This window comes from Acidimicrobiia bacterium, assembly GCA_041394025.1.
Lineage (GTDB): Bacteria > Actinomycetota > Acidimicrobiia > IMCC26256 > JAOSJL01 > JAOSJL01.
The window spans coordinates 996,905-1,019,063 of the sequence record JAWKJA010000002.1; the positions used below are offsets into that span (position 1 = coordinate 996,905).

Sequence of the window (22,159 nt, forward strand, 5' to 3'; positions counted from 1 at the left end):
CTGACCGGCGGGAGCCCGCAGCGGGTTCCCGGAGAGGTGGTTGGTCATGAGTGTCTACAAGGTCATCGAGTTGGTCGGGACCAGCGGCGACTCCTGGGAGGACGCTGCATCCAGCGCGATCAGTCTCGCCCGCAAGAGCCTGCGCGACATGCGCGTGGCCGAGGTCGTCGAGCAGGACATCGATCTGAGCGACGACTCCGTCACGTACCGCACGAAGCTCCGCGTGTCCTTCAAGTACGAGGGCGGCGAGTAGCCACCTTGCGCGAGTCGGCACCGGCGCGCATCTCGGCCTGGTCAGCACCGGCTCGGGCCGATCAGGTGGTGCCGACGAAGACGTTCTTGATGCGGAGGAACGGGTCGAGGCCGGCCCGGCCGCCTTCGCGCCCGAAGCCGCTGTCCTTCACACCGCCGAAGGGCGCCGTGGGAGGGAGGTTCGGGAAGGCGTTGACGCCCACGTAGCCCGCCTCGAAGCCTGCGGCGACGCGGTGCGCCCGCCCGAGGTCGTTCGTGTAGACGAACGCTCCGAGGCCGTAGCGGGTGCTGTTGGCCATCCGTAGCGCCTCCTCCTCGCCGTCGAAGCGCAACACGGACTGCACGGGGCCGAACACCTCGTTCTGCGCCAGGTGGCTGGCGGGATCGACGTCGGCAAACACGGTCGGCTCCACGAAGGCGCCGTCGGCCAGATCACCGCCTGGGCGGCCCCCGCCGAGCACGAGGTGCCCGGCGTTCTCGTCGACGGCCCGCTCGATCACGCCGATGATCCGGTCTCGGTGCTGCGCCGACACGACCGGGCCCATCACCGTCTCGGGATCCAGGGGGTCACCGAGCGCGATGCCGGTGGCGACGTCGACGACCTTCGACAGGACCTCGTCGTAGATCGGGGCCTCCACCATCAGACGGGTCGGCAGGACGCACCCCTGCCCGGCGGCCGTGATGAGACCGACGCGCACAGCAGTGGCGACGACCGTGTCGACGTCGGCGTCCGCGAACGCCACGAGAGCCGACTTCCCACCCAGCTCCAGGACGACCGGCGTGAGGCTCTCGGCCGCCGCGGCCATCACGGCACGTCCCGTCGCGGGACTGCCGGTGAAGCTGACGGTATCGACACCGGGGTGGGCCACGAGCACCCGACCCGTGTCGGCCGCTCCCGGGATGACGTTCACGACACCCGCCGGGATGCCCGCTTCGAGGCAGAGCACCCCGAAACGCAGCGCGGCAAAGGGCGCCAGCTCGGAGGGCTTCAACACGACGGCGTTCCCCGCCGCCAGGGCGGGAGCGACCTTCTGGCCGATCGACGTGATCGGTCCGTTCCAGGGGATCAGCACCGCCACGACACCCACGGGCTCCCGGAGTGTGTAGTCGAGACCCTCCTGGCCCGGGACAGGAAGGGTCTCGCCGTGGAACTTGTCGATCCATCCGGCGTAGTAGCGCAGATACTCGGCGGCGCGACGACCGCCGGACCCCGTGCCGACGGGCGAGCCGCTCTCCAAGGCGGCCAACCGCGTCAGTTCCGGGCGCGCCGCATCGATGAGATCGGCGAGCCCGAGCAGGACGTTGCGACGCTCCACCGGATCCCACGTGGCCCAGCCGGGTGCAGCGTCACGGGCTGTGGCAACGGCGCGGGAGACGTCGTCGGGTCCAGCCATCGCGAACGACGCCTGGACTCGTCCGGTAGTGGCGTTCACGTGGTCCATGCTGTCGATACCGGTGGGACGTTCGGCACCGATGAGCAGTGAACCGGAGGGGAATCCCTCGTCGTTGTTGCTCATCCCACGAACACCAGTCCCCCGTCGACGACCAGCACCTGGCCGGTCATGAACTTCGCGTCGTCGGAGCACAGGAACATGAGCGGGCCCGTGAGGTCGTCGGCGCCGCCGGCGCGGGGCAGGCACTGCTGACGGGTCATGGCCTCGAGCCGGTCACCCGACACGACGCTGAGCGTCGCCTCGTTGGCGATCTGACCGGGAGCGATGGCGTTGACCCGGATGCCCGACGGACCGAGGTCGCGGGCCATGGCCCGCGTCAGAGCGTTCACCGCTCCCTTCGACGTGGCGTAGTGCGTGACGTTCGGTCCCCCGAGGTAGGCGCCGACCGACGACTGGTTCACGATGGCTCCCCCACCTCGCTCGGTCATGTGGGGCACGACGGCTCGACTCGCGAGCCACACGCCGGTCACGTTGACGTTCATCACCGCCGTCCACTCCTCGAGCGTGACATCGGTCATGGTGGCGGGACGCAGGCCGGCCCAGATCGCGGCGTTGTTGACGAGGACGTCGATGCCACCGCACTCCGAGACCGTGAACTCCGCGAGAGCGGTGACGGCGTCTTCATCGGTGACGTCGACGGCGAACGGGTGGGCCACACCGCCGGCTTCGCCGATCAGGCGCACGGTCTCGGCGGCTCCGTCGAGCTCCCGGTCGGCGACGACGACGCACGCTCCCGCAGCCGCGAGCGCCTGGGCGTACTCGCGCCCGATCCCGCGAGCGGCACCGGTGACGATCGCGACCCTGCCGTTGATATCAGCCACGGGAGCACTCGGGTTCCTGAGGGACATCGCCGCGGACCCCCGAGATCAGGAGGTCGGCCATGCGGCCCGCCGCGATCTCGACGGGCGGATCGTCGCGACCCGTGACGTACTCCTCGGTCACGCGGCGCACAGCGCCGAGCACCGCGACCGCTGTGAACTCGGGGGACTCGCAGGTGGCGTCTTCGGCCTGAAGAGCGTCGGCGATCGCTTCGACCAGGAGCGCCCGCTCGGCAGACTCCACCGACCGAGCGACCGACCGCGACGGTCCGAGCCCGCGAACGTCGCTGAAGTAGAGGCGGGCGACGTCGGAGAACTCCCCGGCGCCGACCGTGATCATCGTCTCGACAGTCGCCCGGAAGCGACGCCACGGATCTCCGTCGTCGATCGCTGCGTCGTCGCAGGCCTGTTCCACACCACGCTCGATCTCGTCGATGTAGCGCGGTCCGAGGTCCTGCATCACGCGGGCGAAGAGCACGTCCTTGTCGGAGAACAGCCGGTAGAAGGTCCCGACCGGAGCGCCCGAGCGCTCGATGATCTCGTTGATCGAGACGTCGTAGCCCTCCTCGGCGAAGGTCCTCCGGGCGCTGACGAGGATCTCCGCCTCCCACTCGTCGCGTGGTCGCCGGGCCCGGCGCTCCACGCGTTGTGGGGGACTCGTGGCGCTCATGCGAGGCCGAACAACGCCTCGGCGTTGCCGTGCGTGATCATCGCGATCTCGTCATCGGGTACACCGGCCAGCGTCTTCGACAGGCGCTCCTGGCTGTTCGGCCACGAGGTGTCGGAGTGCGGGTAGTCGCACTCCCACATGATGCGCTCGACGCCGACGTCGTGGCGGTTCCGCAGCCCGAAGTCCTCGTCGATGAAGCAGACCCAGAAGTTGCGGGCGAACGCCTCCGACGGCCGGATGGCATCAGCGGTCTTCGTGTGGAACTTGTGCTTCTCCCACACGTAGTCCGAGTGCTCCAGCGCGAAGGGCACCCAGCCAATGCCACCTTCCGAGAGCGCGATGCGGATGCCGGGGAACTCTTGCGGGACACGACTGAGGATGAGGTCCGTGCAGGCCGACTGCGCGTTCATCGGCGACAGCGCCACGGTCACCGAGAAAGGCGCGTCGTCGGCCGTCTTCGGGATCACGCTGGAGGAGCCGATGTGCAGGCAGACGACGATGCCGGTGTCCTCACACGCCTTCCAGACAGGGTCCCAGTGGGGCGAGTGGAACGACGGTAGACCCAGCTTGGCGGGGTTCTCCGAGAACGACACGGCCTTGGCGCCCTTCTCCGCGCACCGACGGAGCTCGGCAGCGAAGTCATCGGGATCCCACAGCATTCCGATGACCTGGGGGATGAAGCGACCCGGCGCCGCCGCACACCACTCATCGAGCACGAAGTCGTTCCAGGCACGCACACACAGCTCAGCGAGCTCCCGGTCGTCGGCTTCGAGGAACGTCTGGCCACACGTACGGGGGAACGTCGGGAAGCAGAGGCTGGCGCGGATGCCGTCGGCGTCCATGTCGGCCGCGCGCGCCGCCGGGTCGTAGCAGCCCTCCCGCATGTCGGCGTAGGTGATGGGGTCCATGCTGAAGTCTTCGGCCTTCTTGCCCGCAGTGGCGAACAACCCGACCGTGGCCAGGCGACGGCCCTCGTACACCCACTGCTCGGTACCGTCGTCGTTGGTCTCCACGTGGGGCCCCACGTCCCGGAACTTCTCCGGAAGGCGGTCGCGCCACACATTGGGTGGCTCGAGGATGTGGTCGTCGACGCTGATGAGATCGAAGGTCATGGCCGGTCCTTTCGTTCGTAGTCGAGGAGGAGCTGCTGCGGGCCTCGGAACACGTAGGCGGGGATCTGCTCGATCGTCTGGTCTTCGACGACGTGGAGGTCGGTGAGCCGCGCCACGAGTCGTTCGAGGGCGATGCGGATCTCGGCGCGTGCGAGCGGCGCCCCGATGCAGAGGTGCGGGCCGTAGCCGAATGCGAAGTGCCCACGCCGAGGCCGGTCGGGCATGTAGCGATCGACCTGGAATCCGTCGGGGTTGTCGAACACGGCAGGGTCGCGGTTGGCGGCCCCCATGTGGAGAAGGGCGATTCGGCCTTCGTCGATCTCGCTGTCGTCCAGGTGCACGGGGCATGTGGCGCGTCGTGGCAGCGCCGTCACGGGCGGGTCGAAGCGCAGCGCCTCCTCCACGACCGACGGGATGACGCTCGGAGCCTGCACGACGCGCTCGCGGGCCGCACAGTCGCCGAACAGGTGACGCGCCGTGTTGCCGAGCGCGTTGGTGGTCGTCTCGTGTCCGGCCACGACGAGGAGCACGAGCGTGGACGCCGCCTCCCACTCGTCGAGCAGGCCATCCTCATCTTCGGCCAGTGCCAGGGCGCTGATGAGATCGTCGGCGGGCGCGGCCACGTTGCGTCGCGCCCGCACCTGCTCGAGCGCCCACTGCTTGAACTCACGTGCCTGTTCGGAGGTCCCACCCCCGAGGCTCTGGCTGAGCTGTTCGTCGGACCACTCCTTGAACCTCTGCCGGTCCAGCTCGGGCACGCCGAGCAGTTCCGCCAGGACGATCACGGGCAGGTGGAACCCGAAAGCCGACATGAACTCCACCGGGCCGCTCTCGGGGAACGCATCGATCAGCTCGTCGACGACCTCGGTGATGCGCGGGTGCAGGGCCTCGACACGCTCGGGGGGAAACGTGCGGTTGAGGATCTTGCGCTGTCGCGTGTGCTCCGGGGGATCGCTCGACACGATCGAGTAATCGCCGTCGGGCTTGACGTTGTAGCGGCTCGACAGTGAATCGGTGTCGAGGAAGGCCTGGCGACACGCCTCGTGGCGCAGGACCACGTCGATGCCGGGGTCGTCGGCGCCGAGAGGATCGAAATGGGCGACCGCCGCCTCCCGCCGCAGAGCCGCCAACGCGTTCCAGGGGTCGTCGGGAGGCGTGCGGGGGTCGTAGGCCTCGGAGTCCGACATCGGAATAAATATTCCAAACTCAGCGGCTCCCGTCAACCCCGGTGCGTCACCGGAGTCCGGACATGACCCCCCATGGACGCATCGTCACGGCTCCCCGGTGATCCCGGCGTCGGCCAGCGAGGCGCGCTCGTCGTCGCTGAAGCCCGCCTCGGTGAGGACGGCCCCGGTGTGCTCACCGACCTCCGGGAGGCGGTCGCACGCCGGGCGGTCGATCCCGACCTCCCGGACGGGCCAGGCGGGGACTCGCAGTGATGCGCCGTCGGGTGCGGTGACCGTCCGCACGACGTCACGCGCCTGCGCTTGCGCCGTGTCGGGGATCTCTTCGGGGCTGTAGATGGGTGACGCCGCCACGTCGGCGCGCACGAACACCTCGGTCCACTCGTCGCGTGTCCGCGACGCGAAGACGGTCTCCAACGCCGCGCGCAACTTCGCATCCTCGACACCGAAATCGAACTCGGAGCCCTTCGGCGGCTCGGCAAGGAGATCTTCCCGCCCGATGTCGCGGCAGAAGGCCTCGAAGAAACGCGGCTCGATGGCACAGAACGCGACGCGGTGGCCGTCGGCCGTGTCGTACATCGAATAACGCGCCTTGGGGTCACCTCCATGCAGAGGAAGAGCGTCGCTCACGTCGTCGTTCCAGTACGGAGCGCCCAGCATCTGCTGCCAGAAGACACCGGCATCGGAACACGAGACGTCGAGCTCCGTTCCTGTACCGGAGCGCTCACGTCGGAACAGCGCCGCCGCGATACCACCGGCGGCGAACACCGGCCCGGCGAGAACACTGATGGGCATCCAGCCGTCGGCGACCGTGCCGTTCGGATTCGAGAAGGCCAGGCCGGCGGCCGCATCGAGGTTCAAGCCGTGGGCCGGCAGTGAGGAGAGAGGTCCGTCTCGCCCGAAGCCCGACACGTGGGCGACGACGATTCCCGAAGCCGCCAGCTCCGAACCATCGAGACCATCCCGCTCCATCACGCCCGGGCGGCCCGACTCCACGACCACGTCGAACGAGGTGACGAGGCGTCGCAGCACGTCGACCGATCCGGCAGCGGTGCGGTCGACCGCGACGCTTCGCTTGCCGGCGTCGAGCGTGGCACCGAGGATGCCGTGGCCGCTCACCAGGGGTGGAACTCGCCGGAGGTAGTCGCCCTCGGGCTGCTCGACCTTCACGACGTCGGCCCCCATCGCCGCGAGCGCACCCGCCGTGGCGGCCCCCGGGATGAGCTTCGACAGGTCGAGGACACGCACACCCGCCATGAGTCCGCTCTGAGGCGCGGCACTCACGGCGCGCCGTCCATCTCGGCAGCCCACCGCGGCAGCGCGAGCCCGCGGTCGTTGTTCCACAGATGGGTCACGGCCCCACGACGCCCCGGATCGACAACGGATCGTCCGACCTCGGCCAGCGCCGCTCCCGCATCGCCACGCCTCATCGCCCAGCTCCGGAGACGTCGGCTGTACAGCTGGCAGTCGTACTCCTCTGCGAAGCCGTAGCCGCCCATCACCTGATGGACGTCGGTAGCGACCTTCCGGGCACCGTGGACGGCCCGCTCGCGAGCGATCGACGCGAAGAGGGCGTCGGGTGCGCCGTCGCCCCCCTGTTCTGCTCGGGCGACCCACGCGGCCTTGCGGACGAGCAGGCCCGCGCCGTCGACGGCGACGAAGGTGTCGGCGAGGCGGTGGGCAACGGCCTGGAAGGAACCGACGGGCTGTCCGAACTGACGCCGCTCCCCCACGTAGTCCACCCCGATGGAGAGGAGACCCTCGGAAGCTCCCACCATCCGGGCGGCATCGAGCAGGGCGCCGAGGCGACGGATCCGATCGACGTCGTCGGCCGGGATCTCGGCGTCTCCGCGCGGTGGCTCCGGCGCCTCACACAGGAGGTCGCCGGCCGTTGTGCGGCGGGCAGGCGCCGTGACGTCGACGACGTGGCCCGCTCCCGCGGCGTCCGACACCAACGCCGACCCGACCATCGCCGGAACGAGTCCGTCGCACCCATCGGCGACACCACGCCGACCGGCGACGGCGGCGGTCGCCGCCGTCTCGACGAACGCCACGGGGGCCAGGGCCCGGCCCAGTTCCCACGCCGCAGCGGTCAAGGTGGCCGGCTCGAGGGGCAGGTCGTCGAGGCCGAAGTCGTGCAGACGCGCTTCGAGTTCCGGGGCACGGCCGTCGGGCGCCCGCTCGGCAGCACGCACGACCTCCGACGTGCACTCGGCGTCGAGGATCGCACGCAGCCCGGCTGCGAGGTCTGCGTCGTCGGCGTCCCAGCGCTCGTCGAGCACGTCAGCCCCTCGGCAGTCCGAGGCCGTGAGTGGCAAGCATGTTGCGTTGGATCTCGCTCGTGCCGCCGATGACGGTGTATGCGGTCGTCACCCGCAGCATCTCCTCCATGTCGGCGGCGAACGGATCCGGAGGTGTCGCATCCGAACGCGGGAAGAGCGCGTCGGATCCCAAGAGGTCGGCGAGCCACTGCGCGAGACGTTGCGCGAGCTCGGAGCCGTAGACCTTGGCAGCGGAGGCGGCGGCCGTTGCCGCCTCCCCGCGCTCGCCCATGGCGGCCACCTTCATGCCGAGCAGGCGTTCGACCTCGAGCTCGGCGACGAAACGACCCAGCTCCCCGAGCTGCACACCCGACAGCGTGCCCTCACTCCCCGCGAGGCGATGGATGAAACGCGTCAGCCACAACCGTCCCTCGCGACCGCCGAAGCTCATCGAGCGCTCCAGGTCGAGCGCCTGCGACAGAACGTCCCAGCCGGCGCCGACGTCGCCGACGACGTTGCCGGCCGGCGTCGCGACGTCCTCGAAGGTGCAGAGGTTGACCCGCCACCCGCCCATGACGCGGACAGGCTCGATCGTGACGCCGGGGAGGTCGGTGTCGATCAGCAGGATCGAGAGCCCGTGGTGGCGCGTCGAGTCGGGGTCGGTGCGGACGACGGCGAAGATCGTGTCGGCGATGTGCGCAGCCGACGTCCAGAGCTTGGAGCCGTTGACGCGCCACACGTCGCCGTCACGCTCAGCGCGCGTCCGCAGTGCCAGGAGGTCGCTGCCGGCTTCGGGTTCGCTGTAGCCACCGGCGTACATCCGCGATCCCGACACGATCTGTGGGAGGTGCAGCGCCCGGAGTTCCGGGGAGCCGTGCCGAACGAGCATCCATCCGATCGCCTCGTTGATCTCGACTCCGTACATCGGCAGCCCGGCGGTGTCGAGCTCCTCGTGCAGCAGCAGTCGTTGCGTCTCGGTGGCGGGACGGCCGTCGGGTTCGGGCCATCCGAGCCCGATCCAGCCGCGAGCGCAGAGCTCCTCGTAGAACGACGGCGCGTGGCGCTCGACCTCGAGCTCGGCCATCTCCTCGCGGTAGGCGAGTATGTCTGCGGCACCGAGCGTGTCGACGAACGAGCGGATCTCGTCGCGCCACGCGCGCTCGTCGTCGTCGAAGCCGAAATTCACGCGTCGAGCCCGAACGCGGCCAGCGCGTTGTCGCACAGGAACTTCCGGGTCACATCGTCGGAGAGCCCGAGCGCTCCGACCTGGGTCAGACACCGCTCGAAGTCGAGGATCGGCCAGTCGGAGGCCCAGATGCACGTGTCGGATCCGAACGTCTTCAGGAAGTGCACGAAGCTGTCGGGGAAGTGCTTGGGCAGGTGGGCGCTCGTGTCGATCCACACGTTGGGGTGCTTCCAGGCGATGGCGAGCATCTCCTCGGTCCACGGCCAACCGATGTGGCCGGCCACGATGTGGAGTTCGGGAAAATCGACGGCGATGCGGTCGATGAGGAGCGGGCGCCCGGTGTGGGAGCTGTAGGTGGGTGGTCCGGTGTTGCCGACCTGGAACTGCACGGCGACGCCCAGATCGACGCAGGCCGCATACAGCGGGTACCACTGCGCCTCGGTGGGCTCCCTGTCGAGCAGGAACGGCTCCATCTTGAGCCCGCGAAAGCCCAGCACCTCCACCTGGCGGCGCAGCTCCTCCACCGCGGCCATCACGCCGTCGGGTGTGTAGGGGTTGGCGGTCCCGATGCCGACGAGCCGGTCGGGCCAGCGGCGAACAGCCTCGTCCACGGCCTCGACGGGAATCAGGGGTCCCGCCGAACAGAGGGCCCGGTCCACGCCGGCGGCGTCCATCCCCTCCACGATCGCCTCGAGCGGCAGGCCACTGCGGATGGCGCTGCTGCCCCCGTATCTGTCGAGAAGAGCGAAGTTCCGCTCAGGCATGCCGCGCACGATCTCCGGCGTCCAGGGCTGGACCCAGGCGTCGATGACGGGGTGGCCGAACGAGCGCGTCACGCCAGAGAGGGTGCGTCGTGTGTCATCGTTTCAATAATCTCCCTGATTCGGGGCCCGGTCAAACCTGGGCCCATCCGCCGACTCGAGGACGCCATCATGACCCGTCGCAGCCACCACGTCGCCTGCATCACCCACGACCGCGAGAAGGTGATCGAGTTCCTGACAGAGGTCGTCGGCCTGGAGCGGCAGATGGAACTCCATGCCCCGCCGGAGTCGTGCACCGCGATTCTCGGGTGGCCCGACGACAACCCCGGCGCTGACGGGACGATGCTCGGAGAGGGCCCGGGTGGGATCGTCGAGGTGATCCAGATCCCCGAGGCGATCGCCGACAACGTCGAGCCGGGAATCGCACTGGCAAGCTTCGCCAGCAGGAACATCGAGGAACAGCTCGCGGCGTGCGCTGAACGCGGCATCGCGACCTCGGATCTCATCGAGACCGAGGAGCTCGGGATGGCGGGTGCGGTCGCACACGTGGGCGGCCTCGACTTCGAGCTGGTCCGCTTCGGGAGCTGACGACGGACTGCCTCAGAAGATCGATTCGACCGGGAGCTCCTCCGCCCGAGGTTCCACGAGGCTGTCGCGCAGGTCCGCCACGAGGTCGCTACGCAACGCCGCCCGCGCGGGGTCGTCCCAGAGGTTGATCCGCTGGAGCGGATCCTCGGACACGTCGTAGAGCTCACCCTCGGTGCCGTCGCAGAACTCACTTGGTTCGTAGACCGTGCACAGCAGACCGTCGCGAAAGATCGACCGCATCGGGTAGTCGTAGCCCGGGAGGGTCCAGTCCCACTCGGTGAGCACGCGCTCGCGGCTCGATCCGGGGACCGCTGGGAGGGGATTTCCCTGCATCCAGTCGGGTACGGGGAGGCCGGCGATCTCGCAGAACGTGGGCGCCAAGTCCACCTGACCGACCGGTTCGGGGACCTCGGCCGGGGTCACGGCGGCGACCGGTGCCGGTTGCCAGATGAAGGGAAGCCGCATGAGCGCATCGACGTGGAACGGTCCCTTGAAGATGAGGCCGAAGTCGCCCTGCATCTCCCCGTGGTCTGTCGTGAAGAAGACGTCGGTGCGGTCGCACCACCCGCGCGCGTCGATCTCGTCGAGGACCCGACCGCAGGCCCGGTCGATCAGTTCGTTCTCGGCGTGGACGAGCGCATTGATCTCGCGCACCATGTCGTGGCTGAGCTGTCGGGGCTCGTAGGGCGGCCCGAACTGGTTGCCGACAGCGGCATCAAAGGCCTCCATCCACTGGCGGGGGCGGTTCGCCAGAATCGCCTCGGTGGCCTCGATGGAACCCGGATGTCCCACCGGTAGCTCGAGTTCCTGCCACGGGATCTCCCGGGCCGCGGACTCGGGTGGGTCCCACGGGCTGTGCGGGTCGGGGAAGCTCATCCACACGAACCAGTTGTCGTCGACGGCGAAGCCCTGGAGCACATCGATCGTCCGTTGCGCCACCCAATCGGTGTGGTAGGCCTCCACGGGCATCGGGTTGTACCGGGTGTCGGGCGCGCCCGTGTCACCGAAGGTGGCGTTGCGGTCGTCGATGTCAAAGGCGTAGAAGCCCTCGCTTGCTCCGGGATGGTTCTGGTCGAGCCAGTGGTCGTAGTGGAACTGGCCCTTCCAGTAGCCGTGGCATGCGGTTTCGAAGTGGTCAAATCCCCGGTACGGACCGGTGGAGCCCTCGCCGGCCATCCGGTTCTCCGGCCACGCGTAGCTCCCGTCGAAATCGGGTGCCAGCAGCGCCTTGTCGATGTTGGGCTCGAAGTGCGCCTTACCGATCAGTGCCGTGCGGTAGTCCGCCCGGGCTCGGAGATACCCGGCGACGGTGGGGGCGTCGGGAGGTAGGGCGATGCCGTTCTGGATGACGCCGTGCGTTCGCGGGTACTGCCCCGTCAGGATCGTGGAGCGCGCCGGCGAGCACACCGTGTTCTGGCAGTGGGCTCGTGTGTAGTTCAGTCCGCGCTCGGCGAGACCGTCGGCAACGGGGGTGCGTGCGACCGCGCCCCCGTTCACACCGAGGGAGTCGAAGCGCTGCTGATCAGTGGTGATGAGCAGGATGTTGCGCCGCACGTTGGTTCCGGTCGGGCGGATCAGGAGAACTCGACGGGAACCGACTCGAAACCGCGCATCACGGGGCCGTGCATATGGCGCCGGCGGGCGCTCCGCGGGTCGACGGTGAACGGGGGGACCCGGGCGAGGAGCTCCTCCACCGCCACCCTGTGCTCCAGGCGCACGAGCGGTGCTCCGAGGCAGAAGTGCGGCCCCGCGGCAAACGTGAGATGGGGATTCGGGCTGCGGGTGATGTCGAACTCATCGGGCGCCGAGACGGCATCGGGATCGCGGTTGGCAGACCCGAGGAGGACGAGCACGACATCGCCCTCCCTCATCGTCTCTCCGTGGAGCTCTACCTCGCGGCGCAGTGTCCGGATATCACCCTGCACCGGCGCGTCGAATCGGAGAAGCTCTTCCATGGCGTCGGGAATCAACGCGGGATCGTCGCGGAGCTGTTGCTGGAGATCAGGGCGGGTGCCGAGGTAGTAGGCGATGTTGCTCATGTGGAAGACGGTTGTTTCGATACCGGCGAAGAACAGCAGCAGGATCATGCCGATCTGCTCCTCCGTCGCCAGCGTCTCGCCGTCGATCTCGGCCTCGACCATGGCCGTGAGCATGTCGTCACGTGGATCTGCGCGACGCTCCTCGAGCGCCTCGCCGAAGTACGAATAGCAGGCCATCAGGGCATCGACCGCTTCCTGGGTCCCGGGCTTGCCGAGCATGTCGTCGGCCCAGGCGCGGAACTGCTCACGTTCCTCGGCGGGGACTCCGACGATGTCGGAGATCGCACGGACCGGCACGACATCGGCGAACGCCGGCACGAGATCGACTCGGGACTCCCCCGCGAAGTCGCCGATGAACTCGACGACGCTGTCGCGCAGGCGATCTTCCAGGGCGGCGACACGCCGCGGCGTGAACGCGCGGCTCACGAGGCTCCGCAGGCGCGTGTGCTCCGGCGGGTCGGACGTCACCATCGTGGGTGGAGCGTCGTCGACGTTCCCACCGAGGATGATGCCGCCCGCGTTCGAAAAGGTCGCGTGGTCCCGCAGCGCCTCACGCACGTCGGCATCACGTGAGATGGCGAAGAACCGTCCCTCGGGGTCCCGGTAACAGGGGTACTCGTTCCGCATGACCTCGTAGATCGGAAACGGGTTGTCCTGGACAGTGTGGTCGTACGGGTCGTACAGCATGGCGCCTCCTAGAGCGGATGGATCCCGAAACCGGCGAGCGCGACCGAGAGGTCCTCGGTGAACTGCTTCCCGGTGAAGACGTCGGGTGAGTTGCCGGTGGCCGAACAGTTGACCCACGCGTCGATGTGACACGGGTCGGCTGTGAGGCGCCGGTGGCCGATGAAGTCGACGCCGCGGCGGAAGCGCTTGTAGAACGTAAGTGGCGTCACCTGAAGAGGACCGTCCTCGTAGTACGCGACACGGCGGTCGTCGACGAGGAACTCGACGTCGCGGTTCGGGAACCACCGGAAGCGAAGGTCGTGCGGCTCCGAGAAGTCCACGTCGGGGAGAACTGCGTTGAAGTTCAGGCCGGTGTTGAAGTCGATGACCGACGCCACGAAGCGCCGCTGTTTCCACGAGCGGTTGAACAGAGCCGGCACGAAACCGCTGCCGCCCAGGTAGACGATCGACACGCCCATGAAAGCAGGTCGATTCTCGCGGCTCTCGAGCCCGCGCCAGGACTGGAACGTCGCGCCGGCGGTGACGGTCTCGTCGGCGGCACGGCCGTCGACGAAGTGGGGTGAGGCAAGGAAGCCCCGGAACGCCGCCTCGCGCCCCGGAACCACGACGCGATCGGAGCCCTCGGCGAGCATCCGGTCGAGATTCGCCTGGTCGAAGCGGGGACTCGACGCCACCTCGGTCGTGCTGTACCGGTCGTCGGACGTGTGCTCCGGACCGAGAGGCAGGACGAGGCGTGACCCGTCGTGGTGGATCCGGGACGGCGCTGTCGGAGTCGGCTCCACGTGCCACGACTCGCGCGCAGCGGTGATCTCCACGATGTCGTAGTCGCCACGCGACAGGCCTCCCTTGATGTCGCTGTCGAATGTCACGTCGTAGGCCACGGCGCTCCTCGGCTCACCCGAGAACGAGCTCGGCCATGGTGGCGAGGTCGTTCTCGTCGGCATGGATCGCGAGCTTGTCGGGGCCCGTCGGGATCAGCAAGGTCGTGACGCACGTCTCGCGCCAGCGCTCGAGGTCGTCGCGGATCTTCTCGGCCGGGCCGACCAGTGCCACGTCCTCGACCATCTCAGCGGGCACCACGGCGAATGCCTCATCGTGCTCTCCGGCCAGATAGTGCTCGCGGATCTTTTCGGCCTCGGCTTCGTAGCCCATGCGGCATGCAAGCTCGAAGTGGAAGTTCCGCTCGCGAGCCCCCATCCCGCCGATGTACAGCGCGAGGAGTGGGCGCAACGAGTCGACCTGCGCCTCCACATCGTCGCCGATGGCCGTGGGGATGCCCAAGACCACCTCGAAGTCGTCCTGGGTCCGGCGGGCGCCGGGTCGGGCGAAGCCCTCGGCGAGGCGCTCGCGGTACCACCCGTCGAGGCGGGTCGAGAGGAACATGGCGAACCAGCCGTCGGCGATCTCACCGGCAAGCGCCACGTTCTTCGGGCCCTCGGCGCCGAGAAGGATCGGCAGGTCGGTGCGCCGCGGGTGGATCGTCGACTTCAAGGCCTTCGCGAGGCCCGTGCCGCCGGGGTACGGCAACGGGTAGTGCTTCCCGTCGAAGCACACGGGCTCCTCACGCGCGACGATCCGCCGGACGATCTCGACGTATTCCCGGGTGCGCCCGAGGGGTGGTTCGAACGGCCGTCCGTACCATCCTTCGACGACCTGCGGTCCCGACACGCCCAGTCCGAGCACGAACCGACCGTCGCTCAGGTGGTCCATGGTCATCGCAGCCATCGCCGCTGACGTCGGCGGGCGGGCCGCCATCTGCGCGATCCCGGTCCCCAGGCGCATCCCCGGCACGACCGTGGTGAGCGCGGCCAGGGGCGTCAAGGCGTCGGAGCCGTACACCTCTCCCAGCCAGACCGACTCGTACCCGAGGTCGCAGGCCCTGCGCACGAGCGTGAACGTGTCGTCGGGTGGGCCGGACCCCCAGTACGTGAGGTGCAGACCGAGTTTCAGCTCGTGACCCACGGTTCAGTGCCGACGATCGCGCGTCAGGTTCGGGATCTCGACGGGCCCCGCATCACGTGACGGGAGGATGACCGTGGCGTCGCCGTGCGCTGTCGTCTCGTCGCGCTGGTCGACACAGCTCAGCGCCACGTCGGCCACGCGGTGGCCGCTCTCCTCCCGCACGTCCTTCACTCGTCCGCGCACCCAGGTCGTGTCACCGATGAAGTTGAAGCGGTCGAGGCGGTTCCAGAAGCGCCAGAGAAAGGCGTCGTCACCCATCCAGTCGGTGACGGCCTGGATCATCCACGCGGTGCGCATGAAGCCGTAGTCATAGCGGAACGGCGCACCCACCTCGGCTGCCCAGTCGTCCTCCCAGTGCAGGCGTTGCACGACGTCCCAGGCGCCGTGCCGGTTCTTCGTCCAGAAGTTGGGCATCTTCTGGCGGTGCTTGTAGCCGAGGCGCAGCGGTCCGAAGTTGTAGCCGCCCCAGCCCCACCCGGAGTGCATGGCGATGATGTCGGTGGTCGTGAGAGGGCCCTTGACCCGTTGGTCGATCTCGTCCCCCGGTTTCACGTCCTCCCACCACCGCGGCTTGTCGCCCCGCGGTTCCTCCCTCGCGTACTGGGCGTCGATCTCGGTGAGGTCGTCGTCGGTGTAGTGCGCCTCCTCGTAGTCGTCGAACTTCCCCGTCTGGGCCGCCTTGCGGCGCTCGGCGCGCACGAACCACTCGTGCTGGAACACGACGGGGCGCCCGTGCTGATTGGTCCAGTCGAGCTCGTGGTGGGTGATCACGGTCTGGCCGGCGAACTCCGACTCCTTGACCTCCACGTCGGCAAGGACGGCGTGGAAGTCGAGGGTGTCGTCGGGACGGATGTGGTCGCCCCACTCGATCTCGGTCCCCGCGTGGAACAGGTGCACGCCCGACAGCGCCCCACGGCTCGCCTCCTTCACTTCCGGGGGAAGAGGAGGTGACTGATCCTCCCCCATCGTCATGTAGAAGAGCGGCGGCGCCAGGGTCGTGCCCCACCGCGTCGTGGCGCCGTACCCGGGGTCGCACCACATCGGGTTGTCGTCGCCGCAGCCGTGGGCGAAATGGCGGATGGCGTCCTGTGTGGCCACCTCGTTCCACTGGTACGTGTAGCCCAGTGCGTAGCCGACCTTGGCGCGGAGCTTGTCGAGCTGCTCGTCGTCGATACGCGCCCCGACACGCTTCTCTCGTTGCTCGTCGGTCTCAGCCCGATCCGTCATCGACGCCTCTGCCTCCGCCCGGGTACCATCCGTTAGACAATTTAGCTACTTTCTCTCCAGACCACGAGAGCCGGAGAACGGACGCGACGGACATGACCGATACGGCGGGCCCGACCCCCCCTCCCGACGCGGACTACGACCCACTGGCGCCACCCGCGGACCCGTGGCCGGCCTTGGCCGAGATCGCCGAGGAATGCCCGGTGGCGCACATGCCCTCGGGGCTGGTCCTCGTGACGACACGCGACCGGGTCCGTCGCGTCTTTCGCGACGACACGACCTTCAGCTCCCGGCCCATACGCCCGGTGCCCGAGGACGAGGTCCAGCACATCGTCCATCTGGACGGCGCCGAGCACGTCCGGATCCGCCGACTGATCAGCCAGGCGTTCACCGAGAAGTCGGTCGTCGACAGCGAGCCCCGGATCAGGGAGATCACGGGCGAGCTGCTGGACGGCTTCGCGGGGCGCGGTTCTGCTGACCTGGTCGCCGAGCTCACTGCCCCGATGCCCGCCATCGTCTTCTCCGAGATCCTCGGAATCCCTCCCGAGGACCGTGAGCAGTACCTCGAATGGGCCGACGACGCCATCGCCAACAACGACAAGGAAGGCGGTGCCACCACCGATGCCGAATTCCGCGAGTACATCCTGTCCCGCATCTCGGAGTACCGGGCACGACAGGGTCCAGGACTGATCAGTAGTCTCGTCCACACCGAGGTCGACCAGGACTCGCTCAGCGACCCGGAGCTCGTCGCCATGGTGCGGATCCTCATCATCGCGGGAACCGAGACCACAGCGAACCTCATGGCCACGATGTTCCACCAGGTGCTGCGCGAGCCCGGCCTGGCAGAGAGAATTCGGGGCGACAGAGACCTTCTTCCCCGGGTCGTCGAGGAATCGCTGCGTATCGATCCGCCGCTCAACTGGGTCCCTCGCGTCGCCGCCATCGACACGGAGTTCGACGGCGTCGCGATCCCCGAGGGCGGCGTGGTGGCCGCCTGCGTGGGCCATGCCAACCACGACCGCTCGGAGATCAGCCACCCGGAAACGTTCGACGTCGACCGCCCTGACGAGGAGCTGCTCCACTTCACGTTCGGTCACGGGGTCCACTTCTGTGTCGGCGCTCCGTTGGCCCGCCTCGAAGCCCGGATCGCCCTCGAGATGACGCTGGACCGCTTCAGCGACCTGCGGATCGCCGATAGCTACGAGTTCGCGCCCCGAGGGCCGATGATGATGCGCGGCTGCGCCGATCTCCCCGTGGTGTTCACGCCCGAGAACTGACGGACGACGACGTCAGTCGTCGCTGCCCAGGCGCCAGCGAGGGTCGGCGAGGAGAGCGTCCATCTCGGCGTTCCAGCGTTCTCGGCGATCGTCGTCATCGAGCCACGCGGCGTCGAGTGAACGCCGCGCTGTCGCCGCCAGCTCCTCGGGCCCCCAACCCACCGTGCGGGTCGCGGCTCGGTACTCCTGTGCGAGGTCGGTGAAGAACATCGGGGGGTCGTCGCCGTGGATCGTGACATTGACGCCCGCCTCCACAAGACCACCCAGAGCGTGGCTGTCGAAGTCGGGCGTCAAGCCGGGCATCTGGAGGATGTTGCTCGTCGGACAGATCGTGAAGGGCACCTGCGAAGCAACGACCCGCTCGAGCAGTGCCGGGTCGTACAGCACGGCGTAGCCGTGGTCGAGGCGGTCGAGGCCCATGTCGAGCGCCGGAGCCACGTCGTCGGGCAGGTCGACGTGGCCGCACAGCTTCAGACCCGCGTCGCGGGCGACGTCGTATCCGGGAGCAAGCGCGGCGAAGGGAACAGCGAGGGGATCGCCGTCGTTGCCGACGCCGACCACCCGCATGCCGCGGCTCCTCGCCTCGCCGGCGATCTCGGCGATCTCGCGGGCCCTGTCGCCCCCGGATCCGCGGTCGAACTCCACGATGACCCCACCCGTGAGATCCCAGGCCTCCGCTGCTGTCTCGAAGGCCGAGTCGATCGCCCCGAGGAACTCGTGGGCCTCAGCACCGTGGTCGAGGTAGTAGCCGAGCGTCACCATCATCTCCACGTGGCGGGCCCCACCGTCGACCTCTGCTCCCAGAACGTCGAGAGCCAGACGCCGGGTCGACTCGGTATCCCGCATGAGGGATGCCGAGCGCCGCATGTCCTGGATGAACTTGACGAAGCCCCGGTAGTCGTAGAGCGCATCGGGCCCGGCGGCTCCATGGCCGAAGTCGACGCCGCGCTCATGCGCCATCAGCCGCAACGTGGACGGACGGATGGAGCCCGAGAAATGGAGGTGGAGCGACGCCTTGGGAAGCCGGCGGGCGAGGATGTCGAGCGCGATCTGCGGTCCGACCGGTGCCGCCTCGATGTCCATCATCCCGTCTTCGGGCAGGCCGTCCACGACGGCTTCGGCCGAGAGTTCCTCCATCCGCTTACCGACGTCGTCGGTCATTCGCCTCTCCCCGGTCGTTCGTCCTTCAGTTGCGTCAACATCGGATTCGACTCAGTGTGTCAGCCGCGGCGCGCTGGCCCGTTCGGTACGAAGCGCCCGTCGACGACGCAGCCAGGTAGTCGCCCGCGAATGACACGTTGTCCATCGGCGTGTGGTGGACGAACGTGTCGAGCGCACGGCAGTACCCGGGCCAGAAGATCGGCAGTGCGTCCTCCCACCGGGTCAGCTTCCGGTCGGTGACGAGCGGTGGGATCTGCGGGTATCGCAGACCGACCTGTCGCAGCATCTCGTCTGCCCAGTCGTCGTCACTGGTCTCGAGATTCCGGCGTATCGCTGCGGTGCGCATGCTCACACGGAAGAAGCTGACGTCGGGTGTTGTGCCTGCCCGGTCGTAGCCGAGTGCCAGGAGCTCCGGGTCCTCCCTGCGTGGGAAGAACACGTCCGTCGGCACATCGCCGGGTGGTGGTGACGAGAGCTTGAAGAAGCAGAGCTCGTGTGGGGTGTAGCGCACCCTTTCGAAGAAGTGGCGGCGCGTGTCGTCGAGGCCCTCGAGCATTCCGAGGACCTTCGTGCCCTGCGTCGCCACGACGACGTGGTCGGCCTCGCGACGCTCCGACTGCCCGTCGACCTCGACGTCGACCACCACGCGGCCGTCCGTACCGCCGCAGGGGTCGATCCTCCCGACTCGCGCCCCTGTCGTGACGTCGAGCTTCGAGGCCAACGTACGGGTGAGTTGTCCGAGGCCCTCGGTGAAGGTGAAGATCTCCGTCTCCTGGAACATCGTCGTGAGATAGACGAAGGCGCCCTTTCCGAAGTCGTGCGGCTCGTAGCCGCAGAACAGCTCGAAACACGGCTCGACGACGTACTCCAGCAGCTCGGGATCGAGCCGACTCAACCACGTCTCGACCGACTCGTCGTCACACCACGCTGCACGCCACGGTTCGAACGGTTCGTCGCCGTTGCGCCTCATCTGCTTCGCCAGCGTCGGGACCAGCTTCGGAAGCCGAAGTTTTCCGAGGATGCCCATTCCACCGAACGTGAGGAAGCTGGCCGGCTCCGTGTACGAGAGGTGATGCGCGCGACCGTTGCGCCATATGTGGAACTCGACCTTTCCCGACGGCGTGGGGTACGGCACCTTGTCATCGCCCATCCCGAGCTCGCGGGCAAGGACGTCGAAGTTGTCGTCGACGCTCGTGATGAACTCGGCGCCCCGGTCGATCCACGCGCCGTGGAACCGTGTGGACTGCATGCGGCCACCCACGACGTCGCCCGCCTCGAGGACCGACACGTCGACGCCGGCCTTCTGGAGCTCCCAGGCGGCCCCCAGCCCCGAGATTCCTGCGCCCACCACGATCACACTCGCCATCGGTTCGCCCCTCTGCGTGGAGACTGCTGCTAGGCCGAGCCGAGTCGCACGTCGATCTCCTCGGCCGCCCGCAACCCCGACTGGTAGGCGGCGCTCGTGGCGCCCGTCACCAGGTAGTCGCCGCAGAACGCCACGCCGCGCTGCGGCGGCAGGCCCACGAAGTCGGCCAAGCGCCGGATCGAGCCCGGCGGGAAGGCGGGCAGCGCATCGCGCCAGCGGATGACCTTGCTGTCGGTCACGGTGTCGGCGATGTCGGGATAGAGCCGCGACGCCGACTCGATCATTCTCTCGACCCACAGGTCCGTGGGGGTGTCGAGGTTCCGACGGATCACGTGGGTCTTCATGCTGATGCGCAGGAACGAGACATCGTCACTCGTCGTGGAGCGGTCGTAGCCGACGGCGGCCACCTCCGGATCCTCCTTGCGGGGGATGAACACCCCCGGGGTCGGTACGCCCTCTGGCGGGCGGGACACCGTGAAGAACGCCAACTCGTGAGGTACGTACTCGACACGGTCGAAGAAGAGGCGCCGCTGCTCGCCGAGACCGTCGACGATCTCTCCGACCCGGCTGCCGGGCGTCGCCATGAGGACGAGGTCGGCCTCCTCGGTCTTCTCGTCCGAACCGACGGTATGGGTCACGGTGACGGGATCGGCGGACAGGTCGACTCTCGTCACGTCGGTACCGGTGGTGACGTCGAGCCTCGATGCCAGCGCCCGCGTGACGGTCCCGAGACCCTCGGGCCACGTGTGGATCTCGGGAAGGCGTGGGATCAGCATCATCGGGAGGAACGCGCCCTTGGAGAGGTTGTGGGGCTCCCACCCGCAGTAGAGCTCGAAGAACGGCTCGATGGCGTACTCGAGGAACTCGGGGTTGGTCCGGCCCAACCACGTCTGGACCGACTCGTCGTCGGCCCACGCGCCCCGCCAGATCTCGAAGTGGTTGCGGCCCGTGATCCGTGCCTGCTTGGCGAACGCCGGCAGCATCTTCGCGAGCCGCGCACGCGACGCCACGCTCATCCCCCGGTAGCGGAGAACGCCGGTCGGCGACGAGTAGTCGAACTCGTGGGAAACACCGTCGCGCAGTATCCGTGGCGCCACCTTGCCTCCCGGATAGGGACGCCGCTGCGCCAGGATCCCGAGCTCTGCCAGGAGGTCGTCGGGGATGCCGGGCGTCGCGACGAACTCCGCTCCGAGATCGATCCAGGTGCCCTTCCACTCCGTCGAGCTCATGCGACCACCCACGTGGTTCGAGCGTTCGAGGACCGACACGTCGTAGCCGCGCTTCTGGAGCTCGTACGCCGCGCCGAGTCCCGCGATTCCGGCACCGACGACGAGAACGCGCGGTGCGCTCAAAACGATGTTCCGCCGTCGACGTTCCACCAGGCGCCGTTCACATAGGACGCCTTGTCGGAACACAGGAATGCGATGACGTTCCCGACCTCCTCCGGTTCACCGAACCGGTCCGCCCAGGTGACGTGGCCGTAGCGCCGGTTGGCGTCCTCCACGTACTCGGCCTCGGTCATCCCCTTCTCCTCCAGCGCCTTGGCCATCCTCTCCCGGATCGGCTCCGACGCCGTCATGCCGGGCATCACCGCATTGGCACGGATGCCGTCGTGGGCGAACTCCCGGGCCAGGTTCTTCGTGAAGTGTGCCAGGGCGGCCTTTGCCGACGAGTAGTGAGCGAGGAGCGGAATCCAGTGGCGGATCGACATCGCCGACGTGTTCACGATCGCCCCAACCCCGGCCTCCTTCATGATCGGCACCGCCGCCCGACAGGTACGCACCGCCGACATGAGCAGCGCGTCGTAGGTGCGCGCCCACAGCTCATCGTCCTGGTCGAGGATGCCCTCGGAGCGCTCCGTCGGGCCCACCGTGTTGACGAGGGCGTCGAGACGCCCGAAGCGCTCGTGGGCGGCCTCGACGACGCGCTCACCCTCACCCTCTGCTGCGAGGTCGGCGGTCCAGGTCTCGGCATCCACACCCAGCGCCCGGGCGCGGTCCGCCGTCTCGTCGAGGTTGCCGGTGCTGCGCGAAACCAGAGCGAGGTTCGCCCCCTCGCCGGCCATCACGAGCGCCGCCGCCCTGCCGATCCCGACGCCGGCACCGGTCACGAGAGCCAACCTGCCATCGAGTCCCAGATCCACGGTCGGCTGCGTCT

General features: G+C 68.4%; 21 protein-coding genes. 3 read left to right on the plus strand and 18 right to left on the minus strand.

Annotated elements, in window-relative coordinates; all coding sequences use genetic code 11:
- The first annotated feature begins 40 nt into the window (after positions 1-40).
- Positions 41-253 (plus strand): dodecin family protein, encoded by a 213-nt coding sequence (locus R3A49_04650; GenBank protein MEZ5170020.1) that lies wholly within the window; start codon positions 41-43, stop codon positions 251-253.
- 61 nt (positions 254-314) lie between these two features.
- On the opposite strand, the gene R3A49_04655 is transcribed toward R3A49_04650, so the two are convergent.
- The 9 genes from R3A49_04655 to R3A49_04695 all read right to left on the minus strand — a co-directional run bounded on the left by R3A49_04655 (position 315) and on the right by R3A49_04695 (position 9,773).
- The gene (locus R3A49_04655; protein ID MEZ5170021.1) at positions 315-1,769 is read right to left on the minus strand and encodes an aldehyde dehydrogenase family protein; all 1,455 of its coding nucleotides are present in this window, start codon (positions 1,767-1,769) and stop codon (positions 315-317) included.
- Entirely contained in the window at positions 1,766-2,527 is a 762-nt protein-coding gene (locus tag R3A49_04660) for a glucose 1-dehydrogenase (protein MEZ5170022.1), read from the minus strand. Before R3A49_04660 ends, R3A49_04655 begins: the two co-directional genes overlap by 4 nt.
- Positions 2,520-3,194 carry a TetR/AcrR family transcriptional regulator gene (locus R3A49_04665; GenBank protein ID MEZ5170023.1) on the minus strand — a complete coding sequence of 225 codons (675 nt, stop codon included), beginning with the start codon at positions 3,192-3,194 and terminating at the stop codon, positions 2,520-2,522. Before R3A49_04665 ends, R3A49_04660 begins: the two co-directional genes overlap by 8 nt.
- Positions 3,191-4,306 (minus strand): amidohydrolase family protein, encoded by a 1,116-nt coding sequence (locus R3A49_04670; protein MEZ5170024.1) that lies wholly within the window; start codon positions 4,304-4,306, stop codon positions 3,191-3,193. Before R3A49_04670 ends, R3A49_04665 begins: the two co-directional genes overlap by 4 nt.
- Complete coding sequence (locus tag R3A49_04675) at positions 4,303-5,493, minus strand: cytochrome P450 (protein MEZ5170025.1); 1,191 nt, start codon at positions 5,491-5,493, stop codon at positions 4,303-4,305. Before R3A49_04675 ends, R3A49_04670 begins: the two co-directional genes overlap by 4 nt.
- 84 nt (positions 5,494-5,577) lie before the next feature.
- Entirely contained in the window at positions 5,578-6,774 is a 1,197-nt protein-coding gene (locus R3A49_04680; protein MEZ5170026.1) for a CaiB/BaiF CoA-transferase family protein, read from the minus strand.
- Entirely contained in the window at positions 6,771-7,772 is a 1,002-nt protein-coding gene (locus R3A49_04685) for an acyl-CoA dehydrogenase family protein (GenBank protein MEZ5170027.1), read from the minus strand. The genes R3A49_04680 and R3A49_04685 overlap by 4 nt, the downstream gene beginning before the upstream one ends.
- Position 7,773: 1 nt before the next feature.
- A complete protein-coding gene (locus tag R3A49_04690; GenBank protein ID MEZ5170028.1) occupies positions 7,774-8,937 on the minus strand; it encodes an acyl-CoA dehydrogenase family protein in 1,164 nt (387 codons plus the stop codon).
- Positions 8,934-9,773 carry an amidohydrolase family protein gene (locus R3A49_04695; GenBank protein ID MEZ5170029.1) on the minus strand — a complete coding sequence of 280 codons (840 nt, stop codon included), beginning with the start codon at positions 9,771-9,773 and terminating at the stop codon, positions 8,934-8,936. Before R3A49_04695 ends, R3A49_04690 begins: the two co-directional genes overlap by 4 nt.
- Before the next feature lie 96 nt (positions 9,774-9,869).
- Between R3A49_04695 and R3A49_04700 the strand changes: the two genes are divergently transcribed.
- Positions 9,870-10,286, plus strand: coding sequence for a hypothetical protein (locus R3A49_04700; protein MEZ5170030.1), 417 nt, complete (start codon positions 9,870-9,872; stop codon positions 10,284-10,286).
- 12 nt (positions 10,287-10,298) lie between these two features.
- Here the strand turns inward: R3A49_04700 and R3A49_04705 are convergent, their stop codons facing one another.
- The 5 genes from R3A49_04705 to R3A49_04725 are packed head-to-tail and all read right to left on the minus strand — an operon-like array spanning position 10,299 to position 16,201.
- Complete coding sequence (locus R3A49_04705) at positions 10,299-11,840, minus strand: sulfatase-like hydrolase/transferase (protein MEZ5170031.1); 1,542 nt, start codon at positions 11,838-11,840, stop codon at positions 10,299-10,301.
- Between the two features lie 20 nt (positions 11,841-11,860).
- On the minus strand, positions 11,861-13,012 hold the full coding sequence (locus R3A49_04710) for a cytochrome P450 (GenBank protein MEZ5170032.1): 1,152 nt from the start codon (positions 13,010-13,012) through the stop codon (positions 11,861-11,863).
- Between the two features lie 8 nt (positions 13,013-13,020).
- A complete protein-coding gene (locus tag R3A49_04715) occupies positions 13,021-13,893 on the minus strand; it encodes a hypothetical protein (protein ID MEZ5170033.1) in 873 nt (290 codons plus the stop codon).
- 13 nt (positions 13,894-13,906) lie between these two features.
- Positions 13,907-14,962 carry an LLM class F420-dependent oxidoreductase gene (locus R3A49_04720; protein MEZ5170034.1) on the minus strand — a complete coding sequence of 352 codons (1,056 nt, stop codon included), beginning with the start codon at positions 14,960-14,962 and terminating at the stop codon, positions 13,907-13,909.
- Between the two features lie 15 nt (positions 14,963-14,977).
- The gene (locus tag R3A49_04725) at positions 14,978-16,201 is read right to left on the minus strand and encodes a MaoC family dehydratase N-terminal domain-containing protein (GenBank protein ID MEZ5170035.1); all 1,224 of its coding nucleotides are present in this window, start codon (positions 16,199-16,201) and stop codon (positions 14,978-14,980) included.
- A 92-nt stretch (positions 16,202-16,293) separates the two neighbouring features.
- Between R3A49_04725 and R3A49_04730 the strand changes: the two genes are divergently transcribed.
- A complete protein-coding gene (locus R3A49_04730; GenBank protein MEZ5170036.1) occupies positions 16,294-17,475 on the plus strand; it encodes a cytochrome P450 in 1,182 nt (393 codons plus the stop codon).
- A gap of 12 nt (positions 17,476-17,487) precedes the next feature.
- Here R3A49_04730 and R3A49_04735 read toward each other — a convergent pair whose 3' ends face one another.
- Genes R3A49_04735 through R3A49_04750 form a run of 4 tightly spaced genes read right to left on the minus strand, consistent with a single transcriptional unit; the run spans position 17,488 to position 22,145 of the window.
- Positions 17,488-18,636, minus strand: a complete 1,149-nt coding sequence (locus R3A49_04735; GenBank protein ID MEZ5170037.1) for a hypothetical protein — start codon at positions 18,634-18,636, stop codon at positions 17,488-17,490.
- Between the two features lie 34 nt (positions 18,637-18,670).
- Positions 18,671-20,002 (minus strand): NAD(P)/FAD-dependent oxidoreductase, encoded by a 1,332-nt coding sequence (locus R3A49_04740; GenBank protein MEZ5170038.1) that lies wholly within the window; start codon positions 20,000-20,002, stop codon positions 18,671-18,673.
- A 29-nt stretch (positions 20,003-20,031) separates the two neighbouring features.
- Positions 20,032-21,354, minus strand: coding sequence for an FAD-dependent oxidoreductase (locus R3A49_04745; GenBank protein MEZ5170039.1), 1,323 nt, complete (start codon positions 21,352-21,354; stop codon positions 20,032-20,034).
- Positions 21,351-22,145: an SDR family oxidoreductase gene (locus R3A49_04750; GenBank protein ID MEZ5170040.1), complete on the minus strand. Its 795-nt coding sequence runs from the start codon at positions 22,143-22,145 to the stop codon at positions 21,351-21,353. The genes R3A49_04745 and R3A49_04750 overlap by 4 nt, the downstream gene beginning before the upstream one ends.
- Positions 22,146-22,159: the final 14 nt, after the last annotated feature.

Bases quoted from the DNA above. Each gene is read 5' to 3' on its own strand.
- R3A49_04700 (MEZ5170030.1), top strand. From the start codon at position 9,870: ATGACCCGTCGCAGCCACCACGTCGCCTGCATCACCCACGACCGCGAG.
- R3A49_04665 (MEZ5170023.1), bottom strand. From the start codon at position 3,194: ATGAGCGCCACGAGTCCCCCACAACGCGTGGAGCGCCGGGCCCGGCGA.
- R3A49_04675 (MEZ5170025.1), bottom strand. From the start codon at position 5,493: ATGTCGGACTCCGAGGCCTACGACCCCCGCACGCCTCCCGACGACCCC.
- R3A49_04655 (MEZ5170021.1), bottom strand. From the start codon at position 1,769: ATGAGCAACAACGACGAGGGATTCCCCTCCGGTTCACTGCTCATCGGT.
- R3A49_04710 (MEZ5170032.1), bottom strand. From the start codon at position 13,012: ATGCTGTACGACCCGTACGACCACACTGTCCAGGACAACCCGTTTCCG.
- R3A49_04730 (MEZ5170036.1), top strand. From the start codon at position 16,294: ATGACCGATACGGCGGGCCCGACCCCCCCTCCCGACGCGGACTACGAC.
- R3A49_04735 (MEZ5170037.1), bottom strand. From the start codon at position 18,636: ATGACCGACGACGTCGGTAAGCGGATGGAGGAACTCTCGGCCGAAGCC.
- R3A49_04740 (MEZ5170038.1), bottom strand. From the start codon at position 20,002: ATGGCGAGTGTGATCGTGGTGGGCGCAGGAATCTCGGGGCTGGGGGCC.
- R3A49_04670 (MEZ5170024.1), bottom strand. From the start codon at position 4,306: ATGACCTTCGATCTCATCAGCGTCGACGACCACATCCTCGAGCCACCC.
- R3A49_04725 (MEZ5170035.1), bottom strand. From the start codon at position 16,201: ATGACGGATCGGGCTGAGACCGACGAGCAACGAGAGAAGCGTGTCGGG.